Consider the following 26,030-nt stretch of genomic DNA (forward strand, 5'->3'; position numbering starts at 1 on the left):
ACATGCGCGTCACACTTGAAAAATCCGCCTTCCTGAAGGCACTGAACCATGTGCAAAGCGTGGTCGAACGGCGGAACACCATTCCGATCCTGTCCAACGTCATGGTTGAGGCCAAGGGCTCGGAAGTAAAACTGATGGCCACCGATCTGGACATCGCGATTGTCGAGTCTGTGGCTGCTGACGTAGCCCAGCAGGGTGCAGCCACCGTGCCCGCCCATATGCTCTATGACATCGTGCGCAAGCTGCCTGATGGGGCGCAGCTCGAGCTTAATCAAACCGGCGACAAGGGCCGCATCTCGGTGATCTCTGGCCGCTCGCGCTTCGCGCTGCAGTCGCTGCCACCGGAGGATTTCCCTGATCTGTCGAGCGGTGAATTCGGTAACACATTCGCGTTGGGCGCCAGTGATCTGCGTTTCCTGATTGAGCGCACGCGCTTTGCCATCTCCACCGAAGAGACACGCTATTATCTGAACGGCATCTATTTCCACGAAGTCGCCGCCGACAAGGTGCTGCGCGCCGTGGCCACCGATGGACACCGCTTGGCGCAAAGCCAGATGGATTTGCCCTCCGGCGCATCGGGCATGCCCGGCATCATCGTGCCGCGCAAGACAGTGCTGGAACTGGTGAAACTGCTGGAAGGCGAAGACGGCGAAGTGGAAATCGGCATTTCCTCCGCCAAGATCCGCTTTTCATTCGGCAAGCTGGTGCTGACCTCGAAGCTGATCGACGGAACCTTTCCTGATTACGAACGCGTCATCCCGCGCAACAACGACAAGATCCTTGAAGCCGACACGCGCCAATTCGCCGAAGCGGTGGACCGCGTCTCGACGATTTCCTTCGAAAAGAGCCGCGCTGTAAAGCTCAGCTTGGCAGCTGGCAAACTGGGACTCGTCGTCAACAATCCGGATTCAGGTTCGGCCGAAGAAGAGATCGTGGTGAGTTACGAGCGTGACCCGATGGAGATTGGCTTCAACTCGCGCTACCTCCTCGACGTGGCCGCACAGGTGAAGGCTGAAACCCTGCGTTTCGAATTCAACGACGCAGGCTCGCCCACCGTGATCCGCGACCCGAAGGACGCAAAGTCGCTTTATGTGCTGATGCCGATGCGGGTGTGACGAGCTCCCGCACCTTCATCACCCGCCTGACGCTGACGGATTTTCGCAACCATGCTTCGCTGCGCATGGAGCCGCCGCAGCCTTTGATCTGCCTCTATGGGCCCAATGGGGCTGGCAAGACCAACATTCTAGAAGCCGTGTCGCTGTTGGTGCCGGGACGGGGCTTGCGGGCACAGAATTTCAACCTGCTGGCGCGCCTGCAAGGTGCAGGCGGCTGGGCTGTCGCGGCAGAGGTTGAAACCACCAGCGGAGAGGCCACATTAGGGACAGGCTATGAGCCCCAGCAGGGCGAGGGCCTGGCCCGCAAAGTGTCCATCAATGGCCATCTGGAGAAATCCTCCGGCGCCTTGGGTGATTATCTCAAGATGCTCTGGCTGACCCCTGCCCTTGACCGGTTGTTCATGGGGCCGGGCTCCGAGCGCCGGCGCTTCTTTGACCGGATGGTGGCCACCTTCAACACCGCCCATGCGGGGCATGTCTCAGCCTTCGAAAAGCTGATGCGCGAGCGCAATGCGCTGCTGCAGGACCACCGGGCCGACAAGGCCTGGCTATCCACTCTGGAAACCCAGATGGCAGAACAGGCCGTGGCCATTGCCGCCTCGCGCAACGAGGCAGCTGCCCTGCTCGCCAGGCACTTCGCAGCAGGCGTGGCCCAGGGGCCATTTCCCTGGGGTGTGTTGCAGCTTTCGGGCGAAATTGAAGAGCTGGTGGCGACAAAACCAGCCGTGCAAGCGGAGGAGGAATACGCTACAATTCTCCTCGATTCGAGGGGTGCAGACCGCGCCCAGCAAAGGACGCTGAAAGGCCCGCACAGAACCGATTTTTCGGTGATGCATGGGCCCAAATCCACCCCTGCCGAATTGTGCTCCACGGGGGAGCAGAAGGCGCTCTTGATAGGCCTGGTTTTGGCCCAGGCGCGGGCGGCGAAAGAGGTTCTGGGGGCATCGCCCCTGCTGCTTCTGGATGAAGTGGCGGCCCATCTTGATGGCGAGCGGCGGCGCGGGCTTTTTGCGGCGCTGACTGATTTAGGCGCACAAGCCTGGATGACGGGCACGGATGTGGAATTGTTTGAATCGGCCGGCGATCATGCCTGCCGCTTCGTGGTGATAGACGGAAAAGTAAAGATCAACTGATGTCAGACGAAATTGTCAACGCGCCGCAAGCCTATGGTGAAGATTCGATCCGGATCCTGAAGGGCCTCGATGCCGTGCGCAAACGCCCCGGCATGTATATCGGCGACACCGATGACGGCTCGGGCCTGCACCACATGGTCTATGAAGTCGTGGATAACGGCATCGACGAAGCCTTGGCGGGCCATGCCACGGTGGTGAATGTGACGCTGAATGCCGATGGCTCCTGCACGGTGTTCGACAATGGCCGCGGCATCCCCACCGGCATCAAGCAAGATGACGATCAGGTGCCGAAGCGTTCGGCGGCTGAAATCGTGATGACGGAGCTGCATGCTGGCGGCAAGTTCGACCAGAATTCCTACAAGGTCTCCGGCGGCCTGCATGGCGTGGGCGTCTCCGTCGTCAACGCGCTTTCGGTTGCGCTGAAGCTTACCATTCACCGCGATGGCAAGAGCCATTTCATTTCCTTCACCCATGGCGTGCCCGATGCGCCACTGGTGGTGACAGGCCCATCGGAAGGTAAACAGGGCACGGAAGTGACATTCCTGCCCTCATCGGAGACCTTCACCAAGACCGAATTTGATTTCGCCACGCTGGAGCACCGCCTGCGCGAGCTGGCCTTCCTCAATTCCGGCGTGCGCATCACGCTGACCGACAAGCGCGGCGTGGAACCGCATGTGCTGGAGCTTTATTACGATGGCGGCATTCCCGCTTTCGTGCGCTATCTCGACCGCACCAAGCAGGGCCTGATCAAGGAGCCGATCTATATCACCGGCGAAAAAGACGGGATCAGCATCGAATGCGCGCTGTGGTGGAACGACAGCTATCATGAGAGCGTGTTCAGTTTCACCAACAACATTCCGCAGCGCGATGGCGGCACGCATTTGGCCGGCTTCCGTGGCGGCTTGACGCGCATCATCAACACCTATGCTGCCGAAAGCGGCATTGCGAAAAAAGAAAAGGTAGCGATCACCGGCGATGACGCACGCGAGGGCCTCACCTGCGTGCTGTCGGTGAAAGTGCCGGACCCGAAATTCTCGTCGCAGACAAAAGACAAGCTGGTGTCTTCGGAAGTGCGACCGGTCGTTGAAGGCCTGGTGAACGAACAGCTGGGCACCTGGTTTGAGGAGCATCCTTCCGAAGCCAAGGCCATTGTCGGCAAGGTGGCAGAAGCCGCTGCTGCGCGGGAAGCGGCGCGCAAGGCGCGTGAGCTGACACGGCGCAAGGGTGCGCTTGATATTTCATCGCTGCCCGGCAAGCTGGCCGACTGCCAGGAACGTGACCCGGCTTTGTGCGAACTCTTTATCGTGGAAGGTGACTCCGCTGGTGGCAGCGCCAAGCAGGCGCGCAACCGCGAGAACCAGGCCGTGCTGCCTTTGCGCGGCAAGATTTTGAATGTGGAGCGTGCGCGCTTCGACAAGATGCTGGGCTCGGCTGAAATCGGCACGCTGATCACAGCACTTGGCACTGGTATCGGCCGCGAGGAATTCAACGCCGACAAGCTGCGCTACCACAAGATCATCATCATGACCGACGCCGACGTGGACGGTGCGCATATCCGCACACTGTTGCTGACGTTCTTCTATCGGCAGATGCGTGAGATTGTGGAACGCGGAAATTTGTTCATCGCGCAGCCGCCACTGTACAAAATCAAGCGCGGCCATTCGGAGCAATATCTGAAGGACAATGCCGCGCTGGAATCGAACCTGCTTGATATTGGTCTTGAAGGCGTGACGCTCGCGATGACCGATGGCGAACGCGCCGGGCCGGATCTGCGCGCCATCGTGGACGAAGCGGTTGCGATCCGCTCGATGATCGAAGGGCTGCATTCGCGCTATCCGATCGCCATCATCGAACAGGCGGCGATTGCAGGTGCGCTCAATCCCGATGTGATTTCCACCACCGAACGCGCGGCGGAAGCTGCCGCCTATATTGCGAAAAGACTGAATGCCATTGCTGATGAAACCGATCGTGGCTGGGAAGGCCTCACCGCTTCCGATGGAGGCCTGCTGTTTGAACGCACGCTGCGTGGTGTCAAAGAAAGCTGGCATATCGACGGCAATCTGATTTCCTCGCAGGAGGCTTTGCGACTGGACCGCAAGACGGCGCATCTGCAGGAGGTTTACACTCGCTCCTCGAAGCTGAAGCGCAAGGACAGTGAGACCGTCATTCACGGGCCTCTGTCGCTGCTGGAAGCCGTGTTCGCTTCAGGCCGCAAGGGCATTTCGCTGCAGCGCTATAAAGGCCTCGGTGAGATGAACCCGCAGCAGCTGTGGGAAACCACGCTTGATCCCAATGCCCGCTCGCTCCTTCGCGTGAGGGTGGCGGAGATGGACCAGGCTGATGATCTGTTCACCAAGCTGATGGGCGACATTGTCGAGCCGCGCCGTGATTTCATCGTCAACAATGCACTGAATGTTGCCAATCTGGATGTGTGAGGAAGCTTTTTCCCTCACCTTTCGGATTTTAAAGGGAAGGGTGAGGCACTAAATGTCTCCCTTCATCTTCGCGCTCGTTCTTGTCGCGGCCTTCCTGCACGCATCCTGGAACGTCGTCGTCAAAATCTCCGCTGACCGCTTCCACGCCATGTATCTGCTGCAGGTGCTGATGGGCGTAATGGGGCTGGGGATGCTGATGGTCTTCCCGTTTCCACTGGCCGCCGCCTGGCCTTACGTCATTGCCTCCGGACTGCTGCACACCGGCTACAACGTGTTCCTCGCGCGCTCGTACAAGCATGGTGATCTCGGCCTGGTCTATCCAGTGGCGCGCGGCACGGCACCATTGCTCACGCTGATCGGCACGCAGATTTTTGCGCAGGATGTGATTTCATCGATTGCCAAGGCCGGCATCATCACTTTGATCATCGGTATCTGGCTCATCGCCTTGTCGGCTGATGTGTTCAAGGCACACCGCGCCACCTTCATCTATGCGCTCATCACCTCGCTGTTTATCGGCTGCTATACGGTGGTGGATGGATTGGGCGGGCGCGTGGCGGGCGATGCATCGGGCTATACCGGCCTGCTGTTTGTACTCGACGGCGCGTTCATGTTGGTTGCCGGTTACTTCTATGGCGGCATGGATATTATCGCTGCCGTGCTGCCCAAATGGAAAGCCGGGCTGTTTGGCGGCATCATGTCGGGCCTGGCCTATTGGATCGTGATCTGGGCCATGGCTTCTGCACCGATTGCCGCCGTGGCGGCGTTGCGCGAAACCAGCATTCTCTTTGCGCTGGCCTTTTCGGCGCGGCTGCTGAAAGAGCCGATGAGCTGGCGGCGGGTTGCCGGCGTGTTCTGCGTGGTGGCCGGGGCAGTGGCTTTGCACGGCTGAATGCAATCTGCTATTTGTAATACAAATTGAGGGAGAGCCAAATGGCCGCTAAACAGAATTTCATCTCAGGCAAATGGGTCGATGGCTCAGGCGTGACGCAGAACATCAATCCGTCGGACATTTCCGACGTGGTGGGCGACTATACCCAAGCCTCGAAGGACCAGACGCAGGAAGCCATCGCCGCTGCCAAGGCCGCCGCCCCCGCCTGGGGCCTGGCCACGCCGCAAGCCCGCGCTGATGCGCTGGATATGATCGGCACGGAAATCCTGGCCCGCAAGCAGGAGATCGGCACGCTGCTGTCGCGCGAGGAAGGCAAGACGCTGCCGAATGGCATTGGCGAAGTGACGCGTGCCGGGCAAATTTTCAAATTCTTCGCGCAGGAAGCCTTGCGCGTGGAAGGCACCTATCTCAACTCGTTGCGCCCGGGCATGGATGTGACCATCACGCGTGAACCGATGGGTGTGGTCGGTCTCATCACACCGTGGAATTTCCCTGCCGCCATTCCGGCCTGGAAGATTGCACCCGCTCTGGCTTTCGGCAATGCCGTGGTGTTCAAGCCGGCGGATCTGGTGCCTGGCACCGCCTGGGCGCTGGCTGAGATCATTTCGCGTTCTGGCATTCCGGCTGGCGTGTTCAACCTGGTGATGGGCCGCGGCTCGGTCGTCGGCCAGACGCTGCTGGATAGCCGCGATGTGAATGCGCTGTCGTTCACGGGCTCGGTGCAGACGGGTGCGAAAGTAGCCGCAGCCGTTTCCGCACGCGGCGGCAAGTTCCAGCTGGAAATGGGCGGCAAGAATCCGCTGATCGTTCTGGATGATGCCAATCTCGATGCCGCCGTGGCCGGTGCCGTCGATGGTGCCTTCTTCCAGCAGGGCCAGCGCTGCACGGCGTCTTCACGCCTGATCGTTCATGCCAAGATTCATGATGCCTTCGTGGAAAAGACCGTGGCTGCCATCAAGGCGCTGAAGGTGGATCACGCATTGAAGGAAGGCTCGCAGATCGGCCCGGTGGTCGATGAAACCCAAATGAAGCAGGATGAAGATTACATCCGCATCGCGCGCGAAGAAGGCGCTGAACTCGCCTGGGGTGGTGAACGCCTCAACCGCGAGACCAAGGGCTTCTATTTGTCGCCTGCTCTGTTCACCAGGACCACCAACAATATGCGCATCAACCGCGAAGAAGTATTCGGCCCTGTTGCTTCCGTCATCAAGGTGGATAGCTATGATGAAGCGCTTTCCGTCGCCAATGACACCGAGTTCGGCCTGTCATCCGGCATCTATACCGGCTCGCTGAAAACGGCGAAGGATTTCCAGCGCAAGGCGCAAGCCGGCATGGTGATGGTCAACGCGCCCACAGCAGGCGTGGACTACCACGTACCGTTCGGCGGCCGCAAAGGCTCCAGCATCGGAGCGCGCGAACAAGGCCGCTATGCGGTGGAGTTCTACACGACTGTGAAGACGGCTTACGTCAACGCAGGCTAATCGGACGCAAGGGTGACGGATGCGGCTTCGCTCCCCGTCACCCGTTCGCGATGCCAGACATATATGCCGCTGGCGATGATGATCGCAGCACCCAGAAGTGAAATCTTGTCCGGCCAATCGCCGAACAGCACGACGCCAGAGACCACCATCCAGATCAGCTGCGTATAGGCAAAGGGTGCGAGCAAGGAGGCCGGGGCAAGTGCGAGGCCTCGCGTCATCACCATGTGAGTGGCAAGGCCCGCCACGCCCATCAGCAGCGCCACCAGCCACAGCCAGTTCGGGCTTGGTGGCGTGAAGCCCTCTCCCAACACGGCAATGCCGGCCAGAACCGAACCCACGCCAAAGACCCACAGCAGGCCGGTCTCAGGCTGGGTGCTGGCCCCGGCCTTGCGGGTGTAGATTTGATAGAAAGCACCCACCAGGGCATTACACAAGGAGGCCAGCATGGCGGGATGGAAGCTATCGGCACCGGGGCGGATCACGATCAGCATGCCGATAAAGCCCACACAGACAGCGGCCCAGCGACGTGGCCCCACATGTTCGCCCAGGATGAGGGGTGCCAACGCGCAGGAAATCAAAGGTGATGCAAAATTTATGCTGACCGTCAGCGCCAATGGAAGCTTCGACACGGCGTAGAAATTTAAAAACGTAGACGCCGTAAGCAACAGGCCACGAAACAGGTTGAGCCTGATATTGTTGCGTGCCGGCCATTCGCGCCGCGAGACAAACAACGCCGTCAGCAACATGAGTGCAATGATGTAGCGAATGAACACGGTGGTGGAAATTGACGCGCCGTGAAATTGCAAAAGCTTGGCTGGCACATCAACCATGGTGCCGAGCAGGAAACTGGACGTGAACAGCAAAATGCCTTTGCTGGTCGGGTTCACGTCAGCTTGATGCCACGTTCTGCAAAGCTTCTCTTGGTTTCGATGGCGGTGCCGTTCAGATCGATGGCGCGGGTGGCTGCCTCGATGACTTCGACTTCAAAGCCGCGGGCTTGCGCATCTTCAGCCGAATAGCGCACGCAATAATCAAAGGCCAGGCCCACGATGGTGATCTTGGTCAATTCGCGCGCGCGCAGATAGCCTTCAAGGCCGGTCGGCGTCTTGTGGTCATTTTCGTACATGGCGGAATAGGAATCGATCGCCTTGCGGAAGCCCTTGCGGATGATCATCTCGGCATGCGGCGCATCAAGATCCTTGTGGAACTCCGCACCACGGGTGCCGACGATGCAATGGTCAGGCCACAGGGTTTGCGGGCCATAGGACATTTCAATCTGCGAATAGACCGCATGGCCCGGATGCTGCGAGGCAAAGGACGAGTGATCGGCAGGATGCCAATCCTGGGTCAGCACGACATGTTCGTGATTCTTGGCCATTTTATTGACCAGCGGAACGATTTCATTTCCGCCCTTCACTGCGAGATTACCACCGGGGCAAAAATCATTCTGGACGTCGACTATAAGTAAAAGACTTTTTTTCATTTGGCATTCAAAGCAGCAGCGCAGCCCTTAAAGGCTGGGAATGGATCGGTGATAACATAAAGTGGGATGTGCCTCATCACTTCCGAGAGCCGGCCCTTTTGTTCAAATACGGCCCGGTATTTCGGCGCCTTCAATTGATCAGCCAGTGATGGAGCGATGCCACCTGCCAAATATACACCACCTCGGGCCTGCAATGCCATAGCTGCATCACCTGCCAGACGGGTGAGAAAAGTCATAAAGTGGTCAAGCGTTTTCACTGCCGCCGAATCAGTTCTGGCAAGACCTGCCTTCATCACCGCTTCCGGCGTGTGAAGTTTGGGCGTGCCAGCGATCGCTGTATATAGCGCAAACAGGCCAGGGCCGGTCAGCACGTCTTCCACTTCGGAAAACTGATCCTTGCCCATGATCTTGTCTTTCAAAGCAAGCTCTTCCGCTGTCACAATCGGCAGCGTCACATGGCCCATTTCGCCTGGAACCGGCATCCAGCCACCGCCCGGCAGTGGGGCTAGACCCGCCATGCCAAGGCCCGTGCCCGGCCCCAGAACCACTTTCATCAACGGCTCGCTATGGGCCTCACCGCCCAGCTGGACGAGATCGGCAGCGGCGAGATGCGGCAAGCTCCACGCAAGGGCTTCATAATCATTGAGCAAGCGGAAGCGCCGCGCATGAGCCGCCTTGCGCAGCGATTCTGCGGAGAAAGTCCAGGCGCGATTGGTCAGGGTGATGTGTTCGCGGTCCACAGGGGCCGCCACATCCACGGCAGCCGCCGCCAGTTCAGTGATGCCATGCTTGGTCACATAAGCCGAAATCGCAGCTTCCAGACCTTCGAAATTGTCGTTTTTCAGGACCTCGACATCGCGCACGTCCATGGAGCCCAACTCCAGCACGCCAAAGCGGGAATTCGTGCCTCCAATATCACCTACGAGTGCCACATTCGTCATGGGCCGGATTTGCCATAGGATTAGGCAGGGAGCAACCGGCACTTTACCATTTGGGGGCCTTTCGCTAAGCCCCGCACCATGACTGACATTCCAACCGAAGTGAAACGGCGGCGCACATTTGCTATCATTTCACATCCTGACGCCGGCAAAACCACACTGACCGAAAAGCTGCTGCTGTTCGGCGGTGCGATCCAGCTGGCCGGACAAGTGCGCGCCAAGGGTGACCGGCGGCGCACGCGCTCCGACTGGATGGCGATTGAACGCGCACGCGGCATTTCGGTGGTCACTTCGGTGATGACGTTTGAATACAACAACGTCGTCTTCAACCTGCTCGACACGCCGGGCCATGAAGACTTCTCGGAAGATACTTACCGCACGCTCACCGCCGTCGATGCCGCCGTCATGGTGATCGACGCCGCCAAGGGCATTGAAGACCGCACGCGCAAGCTGTTTGAAATCTGCCGCCTGCGCGACATTCCCATTGTCACCTTCATCAACAAGTTTGACCGAGAGGCGCAGGAGCCGTTGGCTTTGCTGGATGAGATCGAAAAGGGCCTGGCGCTCACTGTCGTTCCGATGGTCTGGCCCATCGGCGTGGGCAAAACCTTTGCCGGCACCTATGATTTCACCCACAAGCGCATCCGCCGCATCGACCAGGACCCGGCCGGACAACCTGTGTCCGGTCCGGACGACAAGCTGATCGACGAGTTGCTGCCCAATGGCGCTTCGCATTTCCGCGAAGAGCTGGAATTGCAAGCGATGGCGGGACACGCTTTCGACAACCAGGCCTTCCTCGAAGGCCATCTTTCGCCGGTGTTCTTCGGCTCAGCGCTGAAAAATTTCGGCGTGCGTGATCTGCTCGATGCGCTGATCGCCTATGCGCCGCCGCCACGCGACCAGAAGGCCCGCAGCCGCATGGTGAAGCCGGTGGAGCCCAAACTGTCGGGCGTGGTGTTCAAGATCCAGGCCAATATGGACCCGAACCACCGCGACCGTATTGCCTTCATGCGCGTGTGTTCCGGCAAGCTTACACGCGGCATGAAAGTGAAGATCGTGCGCACCGAAAAGCAGATCGCGCTGAACGCGCCGCAATTCTTCTTCGCGCAGGACAGATCACTGGCGGAGGAAGCTTTTGCGGGTGACGTGGTGGGCATTCCCAACCACGGCGTGCTGCGCATCGGCGATACGCTGACCGAAGGCGAAGATTTGGTGTTCACCGGCGTGCCGAGCTTTGCGCCGGAAATCCTGCGGCGCGTGAAGCTGGGTGACCCGATGAAGGCGAAGAAATTGAAATCCGCTCTTGAAGAACTGGCGGAAGAAGGTGTCGTTCAGCTGTTCACGCCCGTGGATGGCTCCGGCGCCATTGTGGGCGTGGTGGGTGCGCTTCAGCTGGATGTTCTGGCCGACCGGCTGGAACATGAATATGGCGTGCCGGCTTCGTTTGAAACCACCCGCTTTGAAATCCTGCGCTGGATTTCCGGCACTGATGATAAAACGCTGGATGGTTTTGTAGACAGCAACAAATCTTCCATCGCGCATGATCTTGACGGCGCACCTGTCTTCATGGCCTCATCGGCCTTCAATCTGAACTATGCTCTTGAACGTGCACCGGGCATCGCCGCCCAGACCATCAAGGAAGTTCACGCATGAACTTTACCACTGAGCTGCCCTGGGACTTCAATGTACTGCATCTGCTGGCACCGGTGCTGCTGTTTGCGGCCTGGTGGCTTTATGGGCCCATTCTCGATCTTCTGGGCAAGGGCACATTGAATGACCAGCTGCATGTGGTGCGGCTGAAATGGATGCTGGAGATGATCCGCTCCAACCGGCAGAACCGGGTGTTTGACGGGATTATGCTGGGGCAGATTTCCAGCGCCATGAGCTATTTCGGCTCGGCCACGTTGCTGGTGCTGGCGGGCTTTGTGGGCACGCTGGCTTCCATCAACCATGTGCATGCTTCGCTGACGCAGATGGCGTTTTTCCCGCCGATCAGTCTCGGGCTTTTTTCAGTCAATTTCGGCGCGCTAACGCTTATCATGGCGATCTGCTTTTTTGAATTCACCTACGGCCTGCGCAAGATGGCTTATGTGTTGGCGATGATCGGTGCGCTCGATGAAGCGCCAGCCAACACGCGCGGTGCAGAAGTGATGGTGGCGCAAACGGCCACGGTGCTCACCCAAGCAGTCAAAAGCATGAACAATGGCATCCGCGGTTATTATTTTGCGGTGGCTGGATTGTTCCTGTTTCTCGGTCCCATCGCATCAATTGTAGCTACGGTGGCTCTGAGCCTGGTTCTTTATTACAGGCAGGGGCTTTCGATTGAGGCGAAAGCGGTGGACCGTTATGTACGCGCGCTCAGGGAAGACCAGCGGGGCTAAGCGTCCAATTACTTCGACACGCGCAACGCCGCTGCCTCGCGGGCCAGCTTTTCGATCTCGTCCCACTTGCCTTCATTGACCAGCGCCTTGGGTGCCATCCAGGAGCCGCCGATGGTGATCACATTGGAGAGTTTCAGATAGCCTGGTGCCAGTGCCGGCGTGATGCTGCCTGTGGGGCAGAAGCGGATTTGTGGCAGCGGAGACGCAAGGCTGGCCAGATAGGGCGCGCCGCCAGAGGCTTCCGCGGGGAAGAATTTCTGCAGCGTATAACCATGCTCCAGCAGCACCATCGCTTCGGAGGCAGAAGCCGCTCCGGGCAGAAGCGAAATTTTCTGATCCTTCGCCGCCTTCAGCAATTTCGATGTGCACCCCGGCGAAACTGCAAAGACGCAACCGGCCTTTTCCGATGCTTTCAACTGCTTGGCATCCAGCACAGTGCCCGAGCCGACAATGGCGCCTTCCACTTCAGCCACGATGGCCTTGATGCAATCCAGTGCGGCGGCGGTGCGCAAGGTAATTTCCAGAACCGGCAGGCCACCTTTCACCAGCGCGCGGGCCAAAGGCACGGCCTGTTTCACGTCGTCAATCACCATGACGGGAACGATGGGCGCTTTTAGAAGCGCGGCTTCCAGGCCTTTTTGCGGATTCTTACTCATCTCAACTCACTCCAAAAATGGTTGCGCCAGTATCAGCAGTCCCTACCAGTTTCCGGAAGGACGCGAAGAGCTCGCGCCCCGTACCGTCTTCGTTGCCGCTCAAATCCTGCTCGGCCAAGGGCCGGTTCAGGAATTCACGGTGATCAACCAGAACCTTCAAGGTTCCCTTGTCACAATCAAGCCTGATAATGTCGCCGTCCTGCAGCCGGGCAATGGGGCCGCCATCGGCGGCTTCGGGCGTCACATGAATGGCGGCGGGTACCTTGCCCGATGCGCCGGACATGCGGCCGTCGGTGATCAGCGCCACTTTGAAGCCCAGATCCTGCAGCACGGCCAGCGGCGGCGTCATCCGGTGCAGTTCCGGCATGCCATTGGCCTTGGGGCCCTGGAAGCGCACCACGCAAATCACGTCCTTGTGCAGCTCACCCTTTTTGAAAGCTTCGACCAGATCTTCCTGCGCATGGAAAATCCGCGCCGGGGCTTCGATCACATGGCGGTCCGCCGGGATGGCGGAGGATTTGATGACCGCCCGGCCCAAAGTGCCATCCAGCACATTAAGGCCGCCGGTTTCCTGGAAGGCTTCCGACACGCCGCGCAACACGGATGTATCGCTCGACACTTTCGAAGATTCGCGCCAAGTTAACGCGCCATCAGCACTCAAGCCAGGCTCCTGCAGATAGCCAGAGAGGCCGGTGCCCATGATGGTTGTTACATCTTCATGCAAATAGCCTGATTCCAAAAGTTCGCGGATCAGGAAGCCCATGCCGCCCGCCGCGTTGAAATGGTTCACATCGGCCTTGCCATTGGGATAGATGCGCGTCAGCAGCGGCACGGCGGCTGAAAGATCGGCAATGTCATCCCAGGTGAGATGGATGCCGGCGGCGGCGGCCATGGCGATCAGATGCATGGTGTGATTGGTGGAGCCGCCAGTGGCCAAAAGGCCGACCACGCCGTTTACCACGGCCTTTTCGTCATAGATTTTCCCGATGGGCGTGTAGCGGTTGCCCAGCGATGAAATCGACAGCGCCTGCTTGGCGGACGCCTTGGTGATTTCGTCGCGAAGATCAGAGCCGGGATTGACGAAAGTGGTGCCCGGCAAATGCAGGCCCATGATCTCCATCAGCATCTGGTTGGAATTGGCGGTGCCATAGAATGTACATGTGCCGGGGCCGTGATAGGATTGGGCTTCGGCTTCCAGCAATTCGGCGCGCGAGACTTTGCCCTGCGCATAGAGCTGGCGCACTTTGCCCTTCTCGTCATTAGGCAAGCCTGACGTCATCGGGCCGGCGGGCACGAAGACGGATGGCAGATGGCCGAAGCTCAGCGCACCGATGATCAGCCCCGGCACGATCTTGTCGCAGACACCCAGATAAACAGCGGCATCGAACATCTGGTGCGACAGGCCCACGGCAGTGGCCATGGCGATAACGTCACGCGAGAACAGCGAAAGCTCCATCCCCGTCTCGCCCTGGGTCACGCCGTCGCACATGGCGGGAACGCCACCCGCCACTTGTGCCGTGCCGCCCACATCACGCGCCGCCTGGCGGATCAGATCAGGGTAGCGCTCGAAAGGCTGGTGAGCGGAGAGCATGTCATTGAAGCTGGTGATGATCGCCAGATTGGGCCCGGTGCCGTTGCGCAGTTCTTCCTTGTCATGCATGCCGCAGGCGGCAAAGCCGTGCGCGAGATTGGCGCAACCCAGTGCCTTGCGCTTCGGTTTGTTGTCATGGGCGCGGGCAATCTTGTCGAGATAGCGGTTGCGCGATTTCTCGCTGCGATTAACGATCGCTTCGGTCACATTGGCAATTGATCTGTGTACTGACATTTTATTCACCTGGGTGAGGATGCGGAGCGCACCTCAATTAAGGGCACCAATAAATTTCAATCGGATGGCTGGAGCGCAGCACGGCGCGGATGGGCATGTCTTTCACATCACCAGCGCCCAATGCCTTTTCCAGTGTGGCCTGTTTGTCTGCCCCCTGAACGTGAAGCTTGAGAAATTTCGCGGCCAGCAAACGCGGCAGCGAGAATGTGATGCGCGGCTCCCCGGAGCCTGGCGCTGAAATCTCCACCAGATCGGGTGCCGATACAGACAAAGCCAGATCCAGCGTGTCACCACCGGGGAAGAACGAAGCCGTGTGGCCATCATTGCCCATGCCCAGGATCACCACATCAAATGCAGGGATGCTGGCGGCATCAGGGTTCTGATACAGAGGGACGAAAGTGGCCGCTGCGGCGACATTCTGCATCAGCGAAGCCTTGACCAGCCGCGCATTGGAACGGTCGGAGGTTTCATCCACCTGCCGCTCATCCACCAGCGTGACAATAACCTTGGACCAATCCACTGCCGCATCCCGCGACAGCGTGTCGAAAAATTGCTTCGGTGTGGTGCCGCCGGAAACGGCCAGCACGGCGCGGCCGGTTTTCACGTTGGCGTCTTGAAGATGCTGCCCCACATCGGTGGCCAGGGCAGAAGCCAGCTTTGCCGGATTATCAAAATCATGGCGCGTGAGCGTCATGCGCCGGGCGCCTCATACCAGGTGCGGCCGTCGCGCTCGATGAGCGAGATAGCAGGCGTGGGGCCCCAGCTGCCGGATTGATAGGGCTTGGGCAAGTCAGTCGATTCCTTCCAGGAATCCAGGATGGGATCGATGAATTTCCATGCGGCCGCCACTTCGTCGCGGCGCATGAACAGCGTCTGGTTGCCGCGTACCACATCCATCAGCAGGCGCTCATAGGCTTCCGGCTGGCGCGAAGTGAAGGCTTCGGCGAAATTCATGTCCAGCGGCACATGCTTCAGACGCAGGCCACCCGGGCCCGGCTCCTTGACCGAGAGCCAGAGCTTCACACCCTCATCGGGCTGCAGGCGAATGACGAGGCGGTTGGGCTGCATCGGCCCTGCCGTGCGCGAAAAAATATCATGCGGCACCGGCTTGAATTCCACGGTGATTTCAGAGACGCGTTGCGCGAGGCGTTTGCCGGTGCGCAGATAGAAGGGCACATTGGCCCAGCGCCAGTTGCTGATCTCGGCCTTCACCGCCACAAAGGTTTCGGTTTTTGAATCCGGGTTGCCGAGTTCATCAAGATAGCTTTGCTGACTGCTGTGCCCATTGGTGCCGGCGCGGTATTGGCCACGCACCACATGGGTTTCCAACGTGGCTTGGGTAAGCGGCTTCAGCGATTTCAGCACTTTCAGTTTTTCATCGCGTACCGGATCTGCCTCCATTGAAGAAGGCGGCTCCATCGCCACGAGGCAGAGCAATTGCAGGATATGGTTCTGCACCATGTCGCGCAGCGCACCTGATGTATCGTAGTATCCGGCGCGGCCTTCCACGCCCAGCGTTTCGGCCACGGTGATCTGCACATGGTCGATGTGGCTGTTGTTCCACAAGGGCTCGAACAGCGCATTGGCAAAACGCAGCGCCATCAGGTTCTGCACGGTTTCTTTGCCGAGGTAGTGATCGATACGATAGATCGACGGTTCCGGGAACACCGCGCCAATGGCGTCGTTCAACGCTTCCGCACCTGCACCATTCTTGCCCAGCGGCTTTTCCACCACCACGCGCGATTGCGCCGTGACAAGCTTGTGCTGGCCCAGGCGTTCGCAAATCGGGCCGAACAGATCAGGCCCCACAGCGAGATAGAACACGCGCACGCGCTCTTCATGGCCGGCCAGCGTCTTTTCGAGTTTCAGCCAGCCCTCATCCTTGGTGCCTTCGGCGGCAACATAAGAGAGCCGGTCGAGAAAGCGCTTCACGTTTTCCGGGGTGCGCAATTCCTTCTCGACGAATTTTTCCAGCGCGGCCAAGGCAAAGGTGCGGAAGGCATCGTCGCTCATCTCGCGGCGCGAGGTGCCGATGATGCGCGAATCCGCCGGCAGCTGGCCCTGCTCGTCACGGTGGAACAGAGCCGGGATCAGCTTTCTCTGCGACAGGTCGCCAGTGGCGCCAAAGACAACCAGATCAAAAGCATCGACGGGAATTATGCGGGCAATCACATTGCGCTCCGTGAAAAAGAGGGGCTCTTTTGGAAAAAAGAGGTACGCTCATCAAAATTCAATTGTCGGACGAATACACCGGTATTATGACCGTTGCAATAAATCACGTGAGGCGATTTATTGCAGGTGCCTCATGCGTTTGGCTGGGGGGAGAATATCATGATTCTGTGTTGCGGCGAGGCGCTGGTCGATTTGGTGCAGCGTGATGAAGAAGGCGGCAATGTCTTCCGCGCCTATAATGGCGGCGGCATCTATAACACCGCGATCGCCTTGGGTCGGCTGGGCGAGCAAGTGGGCCTGTTCGGCGGCATGAGCAAGGACGTATTCGGGGAATCCCTGCGCGCCCAACTGCGTGCCGCGCATGTGAGCGAAAAATTCCTGCGCATCAAGGACCGGCATACAACCTTGGCCATCGTGAAAGTGAATGCCGAAGGCAACGCCCACTACTTCTTCATCGATGATGCCTCCGCCGGGCGCTGGATCGAAAAGAAAGACATGCCGAAGCTCGCCTCCACCATCAAGGCACTGATGGTAGGTGGCATTCACATGGCGTCAGAACCTGCTGGCTCTACATACGAGGCCTTCGCGAAAAAGGCCGCGAAGAACCACGTGATCGCGATGGATCCCAATGTGCGCCCACCGCATATCAAGGACCGCAAGAAGTTTCTGGCGCGCCTGAGCCGGATGATCGCAATCTCCGACATTCTCAAAATCTCTGATGACGACGTCAAATGGGTGACCGGCTCCAGCGATCTCACCAAGGCGGCAAAGAGCTTCCTGAAGAAGGGCGCCAAGATCGTCGCCATTACCCGCGGTGGAGCAGGCTGCCATCTGTTCACCACGCGCTTTAGCTTTGATGCCGCCGCTCCTGCTGTGAAAGTGGCTGATACCGTGGGTGCGGGTGATACATTCAATGCCGGCCTGTTGCATGCGCTGAACACGCAAGGCTTGTTTGCCAAGAAGGCCATCGCCGAGATCAGCGAAGAACAGCTTAAGACAGCCGCTAACTACGCCATGCGCGCCGCTGCTGTCACCGTTTCCCGCCCCGGCGCTGACCCGCCTTGGGCGCATGAGATGCAATGAACTTTCCGGTTGATGACATCATCCCGGATTTGAAGGCCGCGCTGAACTCGCGGCCTTCAGCCATTCTGGTCGCTGAACCCGGCGCGGGCAAGACCACGCGGGTGCCATTGGCACTGATGGATGAGCCATGGGTGCAGGGCCGCAGGATCGTGATGCTGGAGCCACGCCGTCTCGCCGCGCGCGCTGCCGCCACGCGGATGGCTCAAACATTGGGCGAGGAAGTTGGCGGGCGCGTGGGCTATTCCGTGCGCATGGAGCGCAAAGTCTCCAAGGCCACGCAAATCGAAGTGGTCACCGAAGGCCTGCTCACGCGGCGCCTGCAGGCCGATGCGGAACTGTCAAATACGGCACTGGTGATTTTCGATGAATTCCATGAGCGCAGCCTGGATGGTGATCTGGCGCTGGCGCTCTGCCTTGATGTGCAGCGCAGCCTGCGGCCTGATCTGAAAATCCTCGTCATGTCGGCCACGCTCGATGTTGAAACCTTGCGGGTTCAGCTCGGTGATGCGCCAGAGATCAATGCTAAGGGCCGGATGTTCCCGGTGGAGACACGCTATCTCGACAAGGCCACGCGGCAGACGATTGTGGCTGACGCGACAAAAGCCACTTTGCGCGCCGCGCGCGATGCGAAGGGTTCGATCCTACTGTTCCTGCCCGGCGAAGGTGAAATCCGCCGCGTGGCCACTGAGTTGGAAAAGGCTGTGCTGCCCAACACCCACATCCGTCCACTCTATGGCGCCATGCCGCTCGCCGATCAGGATGCCGCGATCAAACCCTCGCCCTCCGGCACGCGCAAGATCGTGCTCGCCACTACCATTGCTGAAACCTCACTCACCATTGATGGCATCGAAGCCGTGGTCGATACGGGCCTGAAACGCTCACCACGTTTTGATCCTGCATCGGGCATGACCGGGCTGGAAACCATTCGCGTCAGCCAGGCCTCCGCCGAACAGCGCAAGGGCCGCGCCGGCCGCCTTGGCCCCGGCATCTGTTACCGGCTGTGGCCGGAAGAAGAAATGCGCGCGCTGAAGGAGCACGACGATCCGGAAATCCGCATTGCCGACCTCTCCGGGCTGGTGCTCGAACTCGCCGCCTGGGGCGTCTCCGCACGTGATGGTCTGCCCTGGATCGAGCTGCCGCCTGCCGGTGCCTTTGCACAGGCACAAGAATTGTTGCGTGAACTGGCGGCGCTGGATCACGACAACCGCATCACTGCGCATGGCAAGGACATGGCGCGCCTGCCGCTGCATCCACGCCTTAGCCATATGGTGATCGCCGGGAAAAAGCTGGGCGCAGGCGCCAAGGCTGCGGAAATGGCAGCGCTGCTGTCCGAACGCGATGGACTGCCGCGTGATGCGCCGCTGGATGCCGAGCAACGGCTGCTGTTCGTGCGCGGGCCCGCGCGCGATCGGATGCGCCAGAGCATGAAGCAGATCATGTCGCTGGCCTCGTTGAATGATGACAAAGCTGATGTGGGAGCAGGCGTGCTGCTGGCATTGGCCTATCCTGACCGCATCGCCCAGCGCCGTGGCGGACATGGACGTTTCCGCATGGCATCAGGTGCGGGCGCGCAAGTGGCCGATCATGATGCGCTGGCCAAGAAGGATTTCATCGCCATTGCGCTGCTGGATGGCGGCGGCGCAGATGCGCGCGTGCAAATGGCCTGCGAGATTAGCGAGGCCGAGATCGAGAAACATTTCGGCGATCTGATCGAGACCAAGGCCAATGTGTTCTGGGATACGAAAGCCAATGCCGTTTCCGCCGCGCAAGTGAAGAAGCTGGGCGCGCTCGTGCTGCAGGAAAAGCCGATCAGTGACGTGCCGCCAGAACAGATCGCGAGTGCCATGCTGCAAGGCATTGCCCAGATGGGCCCCAATGCTTTGCCGTGGAGCGATGCGGCGCAGATGTTCCGTGCACGGATCAATTTTTTGAAACGGATGATGCCGGAAGCGGGCTTTCCGGATTTTTCGGATGAGGCTTTGAAAGCCAGTCTCGAAGAATGGTTGCTGCCCTATCTCAGCGGCATGAGCCGCAAAAGCCATCTGGAGCGGCTGGACATGCTGGCAATCCTGCGCAGCATGGTGCCGCATGAATTACTGTTGCGCGTCGAGAAGCTCGCCCCCACGCGCATGGAAGTGCCAGGCGGCGGGCATTACCAGATTGATTATACGGTTGAAGGTGATCCCACACTGCGCGTGCGTCTGCAGGAAATGTTCGGCATGCAATCAGCGCCACAAATTGCCGATGGGCGCGCAAAATTGAAAATCGAATTGCTCTCACCCGCCGGGCGTCCCGTCGCTGTCACGCAATCGTTGGAGACCTTCTGGGTCAATGCCTATGCCGATGTGAGGAAGGATTTGCGCGGGCGATACCCGAAGCATTTCTGGCCTGAAGATCCACTCACGGCACAAGCAGTTGCGCCGCGCAGGCTGAGATAAAAAAGAGGCGGGAAAATCCCGCCTCTTTTCAGAACATGCTTACCAGCACTTCTTGACCCACACGCGGTGATGATGCTTCCACACCTTCACCATGCGGCAATGGTCCATATGCATGCGATTGCGATACATGCGGTTGTTGTTGTTCATGCGGTTGCCATTGGTGCCAACACCAACATGCACGCCGTTATTGCCCACACCGACATTGAGTTGGGCGGCACTGGCCTGCGTTGAAACAAGGCCAAGGCCCAGCACGCCCGCAGTGACTGCGGCGATCAAAAACTTATTCATATTATCCTCCAGGATGGTGACCCGCGGGACCGCGGATCATTGCGGCGATTAGTTTGCCTGCACCTCAACAATCGCGGCGCTGTTAAGTTCCCCGTGCCGAATGACAAAATACTGATCGATATTTATTCCTATCGGATTACAGGCCTGTCCGCACCGTAACCTGAAAGGAGGGATGGATTGCGGCGCATCATGCCGGGCTTTGGCCTTTGTCTTCCACTTCCGCGCTCATCACGCGGCGAAGAAGGGTGGAGCCGTGTCTTCGCTCAGCATTCCACCACATTGACGGCAAGGCCGCCTTGCGAGGTTTCCTTGTAGCGGTCGCTCATGTCCACGCCGGTCTGGCGCATGGTTTCCACACAGCTGTCCAGCGGCACGATATGCGTGCCATCGCCACGCAAAGCCAACGAGGCCGCAGCCACCGCCTTCACAGCGCCGAAGGCGTTGCGCTCGATGCAGGGCACTTGCACCAGGCCGCCGACCGGATCGCAGGTCATGCCGAGATGATGTTCCAGTGCAATCTCAGCCGCGTTTTCGATCTGCGCATTGGTGCCGCCGAGTGCCGCACAGAGTCCCGCCGCTGCCATGGCCGATGCCGAACCTACTTCGCCCTGGCAGCCGACTTCGGCACCGGAGATCGAAGCATTGTGCTTGATGATACCGCCAATCGCTGCCGCGGTGAGCAGGAATGTGTGGATGCCTTGCCTGTCGGCACCGGCGCAATGATCGAGATAATAGCGGATCACCGCAGGCACCACGCCGGCCGCACCATTGGTGGGGGCGGTGACGATCTTGCCGCCGGCAGCATTCTCCTCATTCACCGCCATGGCGTAGACCGAAAGATAATCCATCACCTGATGCGGCTGCACGGCGTTAGAGCCCTGCTCGGCTTTCAGTTTTTCAAACACATCCGCCGCGCGGCGTTTCACTTTCAAGCCGCCGGGCAATTGCCCCTGCAGCTTGAGGCCACGATTGATGCAGGCCTGCATCACACCCCACACCTTGTCGAGCGTGGCATCCAGTGCGGCATCACTGCCGTTGGTGGTTTCATTCACCCGCTTCATCGCGGCAATCGAAAGACCGGAAGCCTCGCCCATTTCAAGCATCGCAGCCGCATTGGCGAAGGGGTAGCGCACGGCCATGGTGGCGGGCTTGTCCTTCAGCGATTCAAGGCGTTCCTTCTCGGTTTGCACAAAGCCGCCGCCGATGGAGAAATAAGTTTCCTGCGTAACGATCTCGCCCTGCCCATCCCACAGCCGCATGATCATGCCATTGGCATGGGCTTTCAGCGCCGGGCCGAAATCGAAGATCACGTCCTTGGCCGCATCAAAGGGAATGCTGCGCGTGCCCAGATTGATGCTGGTCGCACCGGCGATGATCTTTTCCACATCATCCGGATTCAAAGTATCCGGTGTCTGGCCAGCGAGACCCAGCACCACCGCCTTGTCGGAGCTGTGGCCCTTGCCGGTGAAAGCCAACGAACCATAGAGCGTAGTGGTCAACCTTGTGGCATGGGCCTGTTCATCAGCGCTCAAGCCCTGCACGAAGCGGCGCGCCGCCACCATCGGCCCCATCGTGTGGGACGAGGACGGGCCAATGCCGATTTTGAAGATTTCGAAGACGGAAAGGAACATCGCCCAAGCATAGATAGCACAAAGCGCTGGACTTGTCGTTTCCGGCCCGGTGGAGAGCTGAATCCGTCACCTTTCGCCTTTGCGCCTGCTAAACAGCCAGGCATGGCTTTGTTACTCGGACTTTTCGCTGCCCTGTGCTGGGGCGTGCATGATCTTGCGGTGCGCTTCCTGGCGCCGCGCATGGGCGGGTTCCGCCTGGGGCTGCGCACCGAGTTGGGCGGCTTCATAATTCTGTTGCCTTTGGTTCTGGCCGTGCGCAATGGCACCATGCATGACTGGCTTTTGGTCGCGGTATTGGGCGTGGTTTATGGCCTTGCGATTGCCGGCCTATTCAAATCGTTTGCGATGGCGCCACTGTCAGTCGTCGGGCCGTTTTCTTCGGGCTATCCTGCTCTGGTGGTGATCTGGGGCATGTTCTTCGGCCTGTCGCCCAGCCTGCTGCAATATTTCGGCATGGCCACCATCCTGATCGGGTCTGCCGTTGTGGCGCGCTACAGCCACGATGGCAGCGGCATTCACACCGTGATCAAAGGCCATGTCTGGGAACTGGCCTTCTGGATCGTGCTCTCTGATATCTGTTTTGCGATTGCCATTGTGCTGGGGCAGAAACTGGCGCTCACCTTTGGCGACGCCACCACCGCCGGCCTGCTGCGCGTGCCGGCGATGTTAATCCTCGGCAGCTTTGCGTTGCGCGAGCCAGCATCAACCATCAAGATGACATGGAAAATCGCTCTGGCCTGTGTGATCTTGGGTGGCCTCGACGTTGCGGCCCTCACCGGCGTCAACGCCATGGGCACGTTGCCCTACAAGGAATTCGGCGCCATGGGCATTGCCGCCTACGGCGCCATTGCAGCGCTGCTGGGGATGATCTGGCTCAAGGAAAAAGTATCCCTCGGCCAATGGGCCGGCATTGCGCTCACTATCGCTGGTGTTGCCGCTCTAGGTGTACAGTTCGAATAGGCTTTAGTGTGCCTCGTCCCAATTATTTGCAGCACGGGCATCAACCTGTAGCGGGACGGTGAGCTTCACCGCAGGCTCGGGTGCGCCGACCATCACCTTCTGCACCAATGCGCAAGTGGCACTTGCTTCCGCATCCGGCGCTTCGAAGATCAATTCGTCATGTACTTGAAGAAGCATGCGGGCCTTGAGACCCGCCTCGCTCAGCGCCGGGATCATCCGCACCATGGCACGGCGAATGATGTCAGCCGCTGAACCCTGGATGGGCGCATTGATCGAAGCGCGTTCAAGGAAAGCTTTCTCCGACGGGTTCGGCGAGTGGATGCGCGGGAAATGCATGCGGCGGCCAAAGATGGTTTCGACATAGCCATTGGCGCGCGCTGCCGCCTTGGTCGCATCCATGTAATCGCGGATGCCGGGAAAACGCTTGAAGTAAGTGCGGATATATTCGCCCGCTTCCTCACGGCTGATCGACAGCTGGTTCGACAGGCCGAAGGCCGAGATGCCATAGATAATCCCAAAATTGATCGCCTTGGCACGGCGGCGCACGGATGATTCCATGCCCTCAATCGGCACGTTGAACATTTCACTCGCCGTCATCGCGTGAATGTCGAGGCCATCTTCGAAGGCCTTCTTCAGTTGTGGAATGTCAGCGATATGAGCCAGCACGCGGAGTTCGATCTGCGAATAGTCGGCGCTGATCAGCTTGTGGCCTTCAGTCGCCACAAAGGCCGTACGGATGCGGCGGCCATCTTCCGTGCGCACCGGAATGTTCTGCAGGTTGGGATCAGTCGATGACAAGCGGCCCGTCGACGTCGAGGCCATGGCGTAGGACGTATGCACGCGCAGGGTTTTCGGATTGATATATTCCGGCAGCGCTTCGGTATAGGTGGAGCGCAGCTTGGCCACCTGCCGCCATTCGAGAATCTTCCGTGCCATTTCCACGCCTTCATTGGCAAGATCATCCAGCGTGGACGCATCGGTGCTCCAAGCCCCCGTCGCCGTCTTTTTACCGCCGGGCAGGCCCATCTCGCCGAACAGAATGTCGCCAAGCTGTTTGGGAGAGCCAATATTGAAAGGGTGGCCTGCGAGTTTATGGATTTCTTCTTCCATCACCTGCTGCTTGCCGGCAAATTCACCAGAGAGTTTCGCCAGCACGGCGCGGTCCACACTGATGCCGGCATTTTCCATTTCAAGAAGCACCGGCACCAGAGGCCGTTCCAGCGTTTCATACACGCTGACCTTTTTCATCATCAGCAGCTTGTGCTTGAACAGCAGCCACAGGCGCAAGGTAATGTCGGCATCTTCGGCGGCGTAAGCGGTGGCGCGGTCAATCGGCACACGATCGAAACTCACGGCGGATTTGCCGCTGCCCGCCACTTCCTTGAAGGCGATGGGCTTGTGGCCCAGATGGCGCTCGGAAAGCTCATCCATGCCGTGGCCCACATCGCCGGATTCGGTGACGTAAGACAGGAGCATCGTGTCATCGATGGGCGCCACGCTGATGCCCAGCTGCTTCAGGGCCAGCATATCGTATTTCAGGTTCTGGCCGATTTTCAGAATATGCGGCGCTTCGAACAGCGGCTTTAACCTGGCGAAGGCCTCCTCGCGCTTGATTTGGCCGGGCAGCAGTGCATCACCAGTGAAAAGATCGCCGCCACCGGTGCGATGGCCCAGCGGAATGTAGCAAGCCTTGCCGGGCACAACGCTCAGCGAAACGCCCACGATATTGGCCTGCATGGCATCCAGTGAATCGGTTTCGGTATCAATGCAGACATAGGGCTGGTTGAAAGCCGCAGCGATCCACTTGTCCAAGGCCTCAATCGTGGTCACCGTCTCGTAGCCCGCATGATTAACCGGAATGGCACGTAAATTGGCGGCGATGTCTTCCTGGCCCGCAGAGGTATGCACATCGCGCGCGGCACTGAACATATCCAGCATCAGGGATTTGGGTTGTTCTGTAACCTCAATCACGCCACCTTCCGGCGGCCAGAATTCGAACGGCACGGTGACGGGTTCGATGGCAGACATGTCTGCCTCAAGTGCCGTTGCAATGGTCTTGGTGAGGGTGGTGATCTCCATCGCCTTCAGAAAACCGACAAGTTCGGACGCGCGCGGCTGTTCAACGGCGAAAGACTCCACCGGTGCCGTGATTGGTACGTTCTGATCGAGCGTGACCAAACGCTTCGAGATGCGCGCCTGTTCAGCAAAATTGATCAGGTTCTCGCGGCGCTTGTTCTGCTTGATCTCCGGCGCCTTCTCCAGCAGCGTCTCCAGGTTGCCATAGGTGTTGATGAGTTCAGCTCCGGTCTTGAGGCCAATGCCGGGAACACCAGGCACATTATCCACGCTGTCGCCAGCGAGCGACTGCACGTCGATCACCTTGTCTGGCGTCACGCCGAATTTCTCCAGCACTTCGGCTTCGCCGATCACCTTGTCCTTGCCGGGGTCGTAAAGCTCGATTCCAGGCCCGATGAGCTGCATCAAATCCTTGTCGGAAGAAATGATGCGCACCGTGGCGCCGGCTGCCGCCGCCTGCTTGGCGTAAGTGGCGATCAGATCGTCGGCCTCATAGCCGTCCATCTCGATGGACGGCAAGTTGAAGGCGCGCGTAGCATGGCGGATCAGGCCGAATTGCGGGCGCATCTCCGCCGGCGGGTCTGGCCGATGTGCCTTGTATTCGGGGTAAAAGTCATTGCGGAAGGACTTGGCTGAAGCATCGAAGATGACGGCAAGATGCGTAGGCTTCGGGCCGGTCTTGATCTTGAGCAGGCTCCAAACCATGTTGCAGTAAAGCCGCACTGCGCCCACCGGCAGGCCATCGGAGCGCTTGTTGTATTTCGGATCCTGGTTGGTGGACTGGAAATAGGCGCGGAAAATATAGCCCGATCCGTCGATCAGGTAGAGATGGTCGCCGGACTTCAGACTGGAGGGAGCATGCAGGTTTTCAGACATGCCCCTTTATGGCATTCCGGGCGGCATTTCGCCAGTTACCGGTTTGCGCATGCTGACAGCTTCCGCTATAGCCAGACGCGAAGCACCCGTAGCTCAGCTGGATCAGAGCGCTGCCCTCCGAAGGCAGAGGTCAGGGGTTCGAATCCCTTCGGGTGCGCCATATCATTTGC

At 59.2% G+C, this 26,030-nt stretch carries 20 protein-coding genes and 1 tRNA gene; 11 read left to right on the forward strand and 10 right to left on the reverse strand.

Translation table 11 applies throughout. From position 1 onward, the window contains the following. The first annotated feature begins 2 nt into the window (after positions 1-2). From dnaN to F8B91_RS11185, 5 genes are read left to right on the forward strand one after another with little or no spacing between them, the layout of a single operon-like run. The gene (gene dnaN, locus F8B91_RS11165) at positions 3-1,115 is read left to right on the forward strand and encodes a DNA polymerase III subunit beta (protein ID WP_196503770.1); all 1,113 of its coding nucleotides are present in this window, start codon (positions 3-5) and stop codon (positions 1,113-1,115) included. Then, positions 1,112-2,248: a DNA replication/repair protein RecF gene (recF, locus tag F8B91_RS11170; protein ID WP_196503771.1), complete on the forward strand. Its 1,137-nt coding sequence runs from the start codon at positions 1,112-1,114 to the stop codon at positions 2,246-2,248. The genes dnaN and recF overlap by 4 nt, the downstream gene beginning before the upstream one ends. Continuing rightward, positions 2,248-4,683: a DNA topoisomerase (ATP-hydrolyzing) subunit B gene (gyrB, locus tag F8B91_RS11175; RefSeq protein WP_196503772.1), complete on the forward strand. Its 2,436-nt coding sequence runs from the start codon at positions 2,248-2,250 to the stop codon at positions 4,681-4,683. Before recF ends, gyrB begins: the two co-directional genes overlap by 1 nt. Before the next feature lie 52 nt (positions 4,684-4,735). Further along, positions 4,736-5,572 carry an EamA family transporter gene (locus F8B91_RS11180; protein ID WP_196503773.1) on the forward strand — a complete coding sequence of 279 codons (837 nt, stop codon included), beginning with the start codon at positions 4,736-4,738 and terminating at the stop codon, positions 5,570-5,572. Positions 5,573-5,613: 41 nt separating this feature from the next. After that, on the forward strand, positions 5,614-7,053 hold the full coding sequence (locus F8B91_RS11185; RefSeq protein ID WP_196503774.1) for an aldehyde dehydrogenase family protein: 1,440 nt from the start codon (positions 5,614-5,616) through the stop codon (positions 7,051-7,053). On the opposite strand, the gene F8B91_RS11190 is transcribed toward F8B91_RS11185, so the two are convergent. From F8B91_RS11190 to F8B91_RS11200, 3 genes are read right to left on the reverse strand one after another with little or no spacing between them, the layout of a single operon-like run. Further along, the gene (locus F8B91_RS11190) at positions 7,050-7,940 is read right to left on the reverse strand and encodes an EamA family transporter (RefSeq protein ID WP_196503775.1); all 891 of its coding nucleotides are present in this window, start codon (positions 7,938-7,940) and stop codon (positions 7,050-7,052) included. The genes F8B91_RS11185 and F8B91_RS11190 overlap by 4 nt on opposite strands. Then, the gene (pncA, locus tag F8B91_RS11195) at positions 7,937-8,536 is read right to left on the reverse strand and encodes a bifunctional nicotinamidase/pyrazinamidase (protein ID WP_196503776.1); all 600 of its coding nucleotides are present in this window, start codon (positions 8,534-8,536) and stop codon (positions 7,937-7,939) included. Before pncA ends, F8B91_RS11190 begins: the two co-directional genes overlap by 4 nt. Continuing rightward, positions 8,533-9,477, reverse strand: coding sequence for a glucokinase (locus tag F8B91_RS11200; RefSeq protein WP_196503777.1), 945 nt, complete (start codon positions 9,475-9,477; stop codon positions 8,533-8,535). The genes pncA and F8B91_RS11200 overlap by 4 nt, the downstream gene beginning before the upstream one ends. Before the next feature lie 78 nt (positions 9,478-9,555). Between F8B91_RS11200 and F8B91_RS11205 the strand changes: the two genes are divergently transcribed. Both F8B91_RS11205 and F8B91_RS11210 read left to right on the forward strand, forming a co-directional pair. Beyond that, the gene (locus F8B91_RS11205; RefSeq protein WP_196503778.1) at positions 9,556-11,127 is read left to right on the forward strand and encodes a peptide chain release factor 3; all 1,572 of its coding nucleotides are present in this window, start codon (positions 9,556-9,558) and stop codon (positions 11,125-11,127) included. Then, positions 11,124-11,855 carry a DUF599 domain-containing protein gene (locus tag F8B91_RS11210; RefSeq protein WP_196503779.1) on the forward strand — a complete coding sequence of 244 codons (732 nt, stop codon included), beginning with the start codon at positions 11,124-11,126 and terminating at the stop codon, positions 11,853-11,855. Before F8B91_RS11205 ends, F8B91_RS11210 begins: the two co-directional genes overlap by 4 nt. An 8-nt stretch (positions 11,856-11,863) precedes the next feature. On the opposite strand, the gene eda is transcribed toward F8B91_RS11210, so the two are convergent. The 4 genes from eda to zwf are packed head-to-tail and all read right to left on the reverse strand — an operon-like array spanning position 11,864 to position 16,508. Next, the gene (gene eda / locus F8B91_RS11215; protein ID WP_196503780.1) at positions 11,864-12,511 is read right to left on the reverse strand and encodes a bifunctional 4-hydroxy-2-oxoglutarate aldolase/2-dehydro-3-deoxy-phosphogluconate aldolase; all 648 of its coding nucleotides are present in this window, start codon (positions 12,509-12,511) and stop codon (positions 11,864-11,866) included. 1 nt (position 12,512) lies between these two features. Then, entirely contained in the window at positions 12,513-14,336 is a 1,824-nt protein-coding gene (gene edd / locus F8B91_RS11220) for a phosphogluconate dehydratase (protein WP_196503781.1), read from the reverse strand. A 37-nt stretch (positions 14,337-14,373) separates the two neighbouring features. Further along, positions 14,374-15,030: a 6-phosphogluconolactonase gene (locus tag F8B91_RS11225; protein WP_196503782.1), complete on the reverse strand. Its 657-nt coding sequence runs from the start codon at positions 15,028-15,030 to the stop codon at positions 14,374-14,376. After that, positions 15,027-16,508: a glucose-6-phosphate dehydrogenase gene (gene zwf, locus F8B91_RS11230; protein ID WP_196503783.1), complete on the reverse strand. Its 1,482-nt coding sequence runs from the start codon at positions 16,506-16,508 to the stop codon at positions 15,027-15,029. Before zwf ends, F8B91_RS11225 begins: the two co-directional genes overlap by 4 nt. A 159-nt stretch (positions 16,509-16,667) precedes the next feature. Here zwf and F8B91_RS11235 point away from each other — a divergent pair, with 159 nt between their 5' ends. Next, entirely contained in the window at positions 16,668-17,591 is a 924-nt protein-coding gene (locus F8B91_RS11235) for a carbohydrate kinase family protein (protein WP_196503784.1), read from the forward strand. Continuing rightward, a complete protein-coding gene (gene hrpB, locus F8B91_RS11240; protein ID WP_196503785.1) occupies positions 17,588-20,029 on the forward strand; it encodes an ATP-dependent helicase HrpB in 2,442 nt (813 codons plus the stop codon). Before F8B91_RS11235 ends, hrpB begins: the two co-directional genes overlap by 4 nt. Positions 20,030-20,068: 39 nt before the next feature. On the opposite strand, the gene F8B91_RS11245 is transcribed toward hrpB, so the two are convergent. Together F8B91_RS11245 and F8B91_RS11250 are read right to left on the reverse strand one after the other, a co-directional pair. Beyond that, positions 20,069-20,317: a hypothetical protein gene (locus F8B91_RS11245; RefSeq protein WP_196503786.1), complete on the reverse strand. Its 249-nt coding sequence runs from the start codon at positions 20,315-20,317 to the stop codon at positions 20,069-20,071. Between the two features lie 263 nt (positions 20,318-20,580). Next, positions 20,581-21,948 (reverse strand): L-serine ammonia-lyase, encoded by a 1,368-nt coding sequence (locus F8B91_RS11250; protein WP_196503787.1) that lies wholly within the window; start codon positions 21,946-21,948, stop codon positions 20,581-20,583. 102 nt (positions 21,949-22,050) lie between these two features. Between F8B91_RS11250 and F8B91_RS11255 the strand changes: the two genes are divergently transcribed. After that, positions 22,051-22,908, forward strand: coding sequence for an EamA family transporter (locus F8B91_RS11255; RefSeq protein ID WP_196503788.1), 858 nt, complete (start codon positions 22,051-22,053; stop codon positions 22,906-22,908). Positions 22,909-22,911: 3 nt separating this feature from the next. Here the strand turns inward: F8B91_RS11255 and polA are convergent, their stop codons facing one another. Then, positions 22,912-25,860 carry a DNA polymerase I gene (gene polA / locus F8B91_RS11260; protein ID WP_246715028.1) on the reverse strand — a complete coding sequence of 983 codons (2,949 nt, stop codon included), beginning with the start codon at positions 25,858-25,860 and terminating at the stop codon, positions 22,912-22,914. Positions 25,861-25,942: 82 nt separating this feature from the next. On the opposite strand from polA, the gene F8B91_RS11265 reads away from it, so the two are divergent. After that, positions 25,943-26,020 (forward strand) — tRNA-Arg (locus F8B91_RS11265). Positions 26,021-26,030 lie beyond the last annotated feature (10 nt).

Source organism: Aestuariivirga litoralis, from assembly GCF_015714715.1.
Classification (GTDB): domain Bacteria; phylum Pseudomonadota; class Alphaproteobacteria; order Rhizobiales; family Aestuariivirgaceae; genus Aestuariivirga; species Aestuariivirga litoralis_A.

Excerpts from the sequence above, each read along its gene's own strand:
- F8B91_RS11200 (WP_196503777.1), bottom strand. The coding sequence starts at position 9,477 with ATGACGAATGTGGCACTCGTAGGTGATATTGGAGGCACGAATTCCCGC.
- F8B91_RS11205 (WP_196503778.1), top strand. The coding sequence starts at position 9,556 with ATGACTGACATTCCAACCGAAGTGAAACGGCGGCGCACATTTGCTATC.
- dnaN (WP_196503770.1), top strand. The coding sequence starts at position 3 with ATGCGCGTCACACTTGAAAAATCCGCCTTCCTGAAGGCACTGAACCAT.
- F8B91_RS11245 (WP_196503786.1), bottom strand. The coding sequence starts at position 20,317 with ATGAATAAGTTTTTGATCGCCGCAGTCACTGCGGGCGTGCTGGGCCTT.
- F8B91_RS11185 (WP_196503774.1), top strand. The coding sequence starts at position 5,614 with ATGGCCGCTAAACAGAATTTCATCTCAGGCAAATGGGTCGATGGCTCA.
- edd (WP_196503781.1), bottom strand. The coding sequence starts at position 14,336 with ATGTCAGTACACAGATCAATTGCCAATGTGACCGAAGCGATCGTTAAT.
- hrpB (WP_196503785.1), top strand. The coding sequence starts at position 17,588 with ATGAACTTTCCGGTTGATGACATCATCCCGGATTTGAAGGCCGCGCTG.
- F8B91_RS11225 (WP_196503782.1), bottom strand. The coding sequence starts at position 15,030 with ATGACGCTCACGCGCCATGATTTTGATAATCCGGCAAAGCTGGCTTCT.
- polA (WP_246715028.1), bottom strand. The coding sequence starts at position 25,860 with ATGTCTGAAAACCTGCATGCTCCCTCCAGTCTGAAGTCCGGCGACCAT.
- F8B91_RS11235 (WP_196503784.1), top strand. The coding sequence starts at position 16,668 with ATGATTCTGTGTTGCGGCGAGGCGCTGGTCGATTTGGTGCAGCGTGAT.
- pncA (WP_196503776.1), bottom strand. The coding sequence starts at position 8,536 with ATGAAAAAAAGTCTTTTACTTATAGTCGACGTCCAGAATGATTTTTGC.
- gyrB (WP_196503772.1), top strand. The coding sequence starts at position 2,248 with ATGTCAGACGAAATTGTCAACGCGCCGCAAGCCTATGGTGAAGATTCG.
- eda (WP_196503780.1), bottom strand. The coding sequence starts at position 12,511 with ATGAGTAAGAATCCGCAAAAAGGCCTGGAAGCCGCGCTTCTAAAAGCG.
- F8B91_RS11255 (WP_196503788.1), top strand. The coding sequence starts at position 22,051 with ATGGCTTTGTTACTCGGACTTTTCGCTGCCCTGTGCTGGGGCGTGCAT.
- F8B91_RS11250 (WP_196503787.1), bottom strand. The coding sequence starts at position 21,948 with ATGTTCCTTTCCGTCTTCGAAATCTTCAAAATCGGCATTGGCCCGTCC.
- F8B91_RS11210 (WP_196503779.1), top strand. The coding sequence starts at position 11,124 with ATGAACTTTACCACTGAGCTGCCCTGGGACTTCAATGTACTGCATCTG.
- F8B91_RS11180 (WP_196503773.1), top strand. The coding sequence starts at position 4,736 with ATGTCTCCCTTCATCTTCGCGCTCGTTCTTGTCGCGGCCTTCCTGCAC.